We start from the raw sequence: 4,672 nt of genomic DNA on the forward strand, positions 1-4,672 counted from the left end.
TACGAACGAGCAGATCGCGCTCACCGCTTGCCTCAAGGCGTTGATCGGTCAGGACGAATATCCCGCGACGGGTGTGAATGACGATATTCGGTTTGATTGGCATGTTCGTACCTATCTGCGAAAGCTCGCCAAAATGACGAAGGCGAACGAAGGTTTTGAAAAGACCCTCCGCCATCAATGATGGTCGTGTCGTGCCGACCCGTTGCGGGAACATGTCTCCCACCTAGATCGCTGATAAGGACAAGCGGACGTCACCAGCGATAGGTGGCAAGGTTACGTGCGCTGGTGAAACGGCGCCATCTGGGAGAATTGGTTTGCCTTCTTTCGCGACAGACGATGCCTCCACCGGCACGAAAGGCTTGGACGACGTACTCAAGGGCGGGCTGGAACGGGCGCGGACGTTTCTTCTCGAAGGCAACCCAGGTACTGGCAAAACGACGATCGCGCTTCAGTTCCTGATGACCGGAGCGGCGGCGGGTGAACGCTGCCTGTACGTGACGCTGTCGGAAACCGAGGACGAACTGCGCGCCTCCGCGCGGTCGCATGGCTGGGACCTTGCCGGGGTCGAACTATATGAACTGATCCCCCCGGAAAACCTACTCGACGAAGACCAGCAGCAGAGCCTGCTATATTCCTCCGATCTAGAGTTGGGCGAAACCACGAAGCGCATCTTCGAGGCGTTCGAGCGGGTAAAGCCCGACCGCGTTGTCGTCGACAGCCTATCCGAAATCCGCCTGCTCGCGCAGAGTTCGCTGCGCTACCGGCGACAGATCCTGGCGCTCAAGCATTATTTTGCGAAAAGCCAGGCGACGGTGCTGATGCTCGACGACCTGACCACTGATACCAACGACAAGACCGTTCACTCGGTGGCGCACGGCGTGATCCGACTTGAGGAACTCGCCCCCGAATATGGCGCGGAGCGCCGGCGGATTCGCGTCATCAAATATCGCGGCCGTCGGTTCCGTGGCGGCCATCACGACGCGACGATCGAGACGGGTGGCGTCCACGTCTTTCCGCGCCTAGTGTCGTCCGAGCACCGAGTTAGCTTTCCCCGCGACATGCTGACGACCCATTCGACTGAACTGAACCAGTTGCTCGGCGGTGGGGTCGAGCGCGGCTCAAGCGTATTGGTGCTGGGTCCCGCCGGAACAGGCAAGAGCTCTATAGCATTGACCTTCATCGAGACGGCGGTGGCACGCGGCGAGAGCGCCGCGATGTTCGTGTTCGACGAGGAAGTCGGGCTACTGATCCAGCGCGCGCTGGGTCTAGGCATCGATCTCCAGGCGATGATCGACGACGGCAAGCTGCTGCTGCAACAGGTGGACGCCGCCGAACTCTCGCCCGGCGAATTCTCAGCCCGTGTCCGAAATTGCGTCGAGCAATATGGCGCCAAGACGGTCGTAGTGGATAGTCTCAATGGCTATCAGGCGGCGATGCCGGGCGAGCAGGCGCTGATCCTGCACCTCCACGAACTGCTGCAATATCTCAATCGACAGGGCGCGACGACCTTCCTAACGGTCGCACAGCACGGGCTGGTCGGTGATATGAAGACGCCGGTCGACGTGACTTATCTGGCCGATACGGTCATCCTGCTGCGCTATTTCGAGGCGCTGGGTCGGGTTCGTCGCGCCATTTCGATCGTGAAGAAGCGCACCGGCCCCCACGAGAACACGATCCGCGAATATCGGATCGGCGGCACCGGGATCACGCTCGGGGAACCCTTGATCAAGTTCCAGGGCGTGTTGCGGGGTGTGCCGACGCTGCACGGCGTGAACGATCTTCTGGACGGCGACGACGCGTGAAGCGATCGACCGTTTCGGAACGTGCGCTCGTCCTGGCTCCGCGCGGTCGCGACGCCGCACTGGCGAGCGCGATGCTGGCCGAGGCGCATCTCGAAACCACGGTCTGCCCTTCCCTGTCTCACTTGGTCGCCGAGCTCGACCGGGGCGCGGCCCTTGTCATCGTGACCGAGGAAGCGATCGCGACCAGCAACCTGTCCGTGCTGTCGGAATGGCTTGGCGGTCAGGAAGAATGGTCCGACCTGCCGTTCATCCTGCTGACAAGCCGTGGTGGTGGTCTGGAGCGCAACCCCGCCGCCGCACGACATCTGGAAGTGCTGGGCAACGTGACATTCCTGGAGCGCCCCTTTCATCCGACAACACTGATCAGCATCGTGCGCTCCGCGGTGCGGGCGCGACGCCGTCAATATGACGCACGCGCGCGGCTGGTCGCCTTGCAGGACAGCGAAGCGCGCTACCGGACTCTGTTCGAAAATATCGAGGTCGGTTTCTGCATCATCGACATGATCTTCGACGATGCGGGCCGACCGGTCGACTATCGCTTCATCGAAGCCAACCCCGCCTTCGAGCAGCAGGCCGGTTTCCAGCCGGCCGGTCGTCGCGTTCGCGAGGTCGTGCCCGACCATGAACAGCATTGGTTCGATTTCTACGGGAAGATCGCAACGACGGGTGTTCCCGGCCGGCTCGAGGAAGGCTCCGCCACGCTGAATCGGTGGTGGGACGTCCATGCCTTTCGCATCGGCAATCCCGCCAGCCGCCGCGTTGCGGTGCTGTTCAACGACATCACGGCACGCCGGAACGCCGAACTGCGCCTGCAAGATATGAACGAAACGCTGGAAGAGCAGGTTGCCGCACGCTCGGCAGAGCGCGACCGGCTGTGGAACCTGTCGCAAGATATGCTCGCGCGCGCTGATTATAGCGGGATGATGTCCGCAGTCAGTCCCGCATGGAACTGGGTGCTGGGTTGGAGCACTGAGGAACTGCTGTCGCGGGGCTATGCCACCTTCATGCACCCCGACGACGAAAAGCCGACGCTCACCGCGATCGAGGCAATGTCGCACACGGGGCAGCCGACGCGGTTCGAAAACAGGATCGCCACACGCGACGGCGACTGGAAGTGGATCGAATGGACGGTCGCCCCTGAACCCGATGGCGCCAATTTCATCGCGGTCGGACGTGATCTGAGCCTTGCCAAGGCACGCGAAGCGGAACTGGAGACGGCACAAGAAGCCTTGCGACAGAGCCAGAAGATGGAGGCAATGGGCAGCTTGACGGGCGGGGTCGCGCACGACTTCAACAATTTACTTACCCCGATCGTCGGATCGCTTGATCTTTTGAACCGCAAGGGGCTCGGCTCCGAACGTGAGCGACGGCTGATCGATGGCGCGCTGCAGTCGGCCGAGCGTGCTCGAACATTGGTCCAGCGCCTCCTGGCGTTCGCGCGTCGCCAACCGCTTCAGACGATAGCCGTTGACGTACCGCAGCTTGTTGACGGGATGCTCGACCTGATCGGGTCGACGCTGGGGCCGACGATCGCGCTGCAATTGCAGGCCGCATCCGATCTGCCGCTCGCGAAGGCGGATGCCAACCAGCTGGAAATGGCGCTCCTGAACTTGGCAGTGAACGCGCGCGATGCCATGCCTGACGGTGGAACGCTGACGATCAAAGTGACGCGCGAGTCGGTACGCGAACCACGGCGCGGACTGTCACGCGGCCATTATGTGCGGATCAGCGTCAGCGACACTGGGGTGGGTATGGATGAACAGACGCGGGCGCGCGCAGTCGAACCATTCTTCTCGACCAAGGGGATCGGTAAAGGAACCGGGCTGGGCCTGTCGATGGTGCACGGGTTGGCGGCACAGTTGGGCGGCGCGTTGACGATTGATAGCGAGGTCGGCAAGGGGACTGCGGTCGCGCTCTGGCTGCGCGTCGGTCACGACCTTCCAGAAGCCGAGCAGCGATCGGCCCAGCCCGTCGAGCGCCGCGACGCGCAGGGAATGGTACTGTTGGTCGACGACGAGGACCTTGTGCGGATGAGCACGGCGCACATGCTCTCCGACTTCGGCTATGACGTGGTCGAGGCGGCCTCGGGAGAAACTGCCCTCCAGATGGTGCGGGACGGGTTGGTCCCGGACCTCCTCGTTACCGATCATCTCATGGCGGGGATGACCGGAGCTCAATTGGTCACGACACTCAACGGTCTTCAGCCTGGGCTGCCAGCACTGATCGTGTCGGGCTATGCCGAAGCGGAAGGTATCGATCCTGCCGTGCCCCGCATAACTAAGCCGTTTCGGAGCAGCGAGCTCGCCGAGGCGCTATTAGACGTTTTGAAGTGATGCCGAACAGCGAAGATGCTGAAAAGTCGACCGGGAAAACCACCTTATTGGCAGCGTGCGCCGGCATACTTAGTGCCGTGCGCCAAAGCCAACTAGACCCACATGCGGTCCTCGGACGCACCTTATCCGCTTCCGACTTCTGCCGTTCGTTCATATTTCAACAGGCTAGTCGGTTGCTATCACACCGGGGTGAGCGTTCGTTTGGCAGGGCGGGAAGCGGAACCGTCGCATTCAGGAACGCCGGCGTAACCTCGGTGCGGCTCACGCTACTCTCGTGTTGGTAGGGTTGTCATTTTCGGCATTAGCCTTCGAAATGGCGCGCCTCACCTGATCAAGCTGTAGCGCGGCCCCGACATCGCCCGTGGCAAGCTGTTGATCCAACCTGTTCTCGACCAGGCGAAGCGCTGTGCCGTCATATTCGGCAATGAGACGGCGGGCTTCATCCTCGGCAGCAGGGTGCCGAATACTTGGAGAGTAAGCGTGGCCAGTAGGCCGCCTTGTTATTGAGCGCGGCTTTTCTGGTAGGCGAGTTTGCCG

At 61.9% G+C, this 4,672-nt stretch carries 3 protein-coding genes and 1 pseudogene; 3 read left to right on the forward strand and 1 reads right to left on the reverse strand.

The genetic code is table 11. The annotated features are described in order from the left end of the window. The 3 genes and pseudogenes from ASE59_RS20575 to ASE59_RS06110 all read left to right on the forward strand — a co-directional run. A pseudogene (locus ASE59_RS20575) lies at positions 1 to 181 on the forward strand (hypothetical protein); the annotation flags it as partial. A 133-nt stretch (positions 182 to 314) separates the two neighbouring features. Next, positions 315 to 1,802, forward strand: a complete 1,488-nt coding sequence (locus ASE59_RS06105) for an ATPase domain-containing protein (RefSeq protein ID WP_056453716.1) — start codon at positions 315 to 317, stop codon at positions 1,800 to 1,802. 71 nt (positions 1,803 to 1,873) lie between these two features. After that, positions 1,874 to 4,135 (forward strand): PAS domain S-box protein, encoded by a 2,262-nt coding sequence (locus ASE59_RS06110; RefSeq protein WP_082458142.1) that lies wholly within the window; start codon positions 1,874 to 1,876, stop codon positions 4,133 to 4,135. Between the two features lie 261 nt (positions 4,136 to 4,396). On the opposite strand, the gene ASE59_RS20580 is transcribed toward ASE59_RS06110, so the two are convergent. Then, the coding region (locus ASE59_RS20580) for a hypothetical protein (protein WP_235515663.1) at positions 4,397 to 4,672 on the reverse strand (276 nt) is incomplete at its 5' end.

Source organism: Sphingomonas sp. Leaf10, assembly GCF_001421245.1.
GTDB lineage: Bacteria > Pseudomonadota > Alphaproteobacteria > Sphingomonadales > Sphingomonadaceae > Sphingomonas.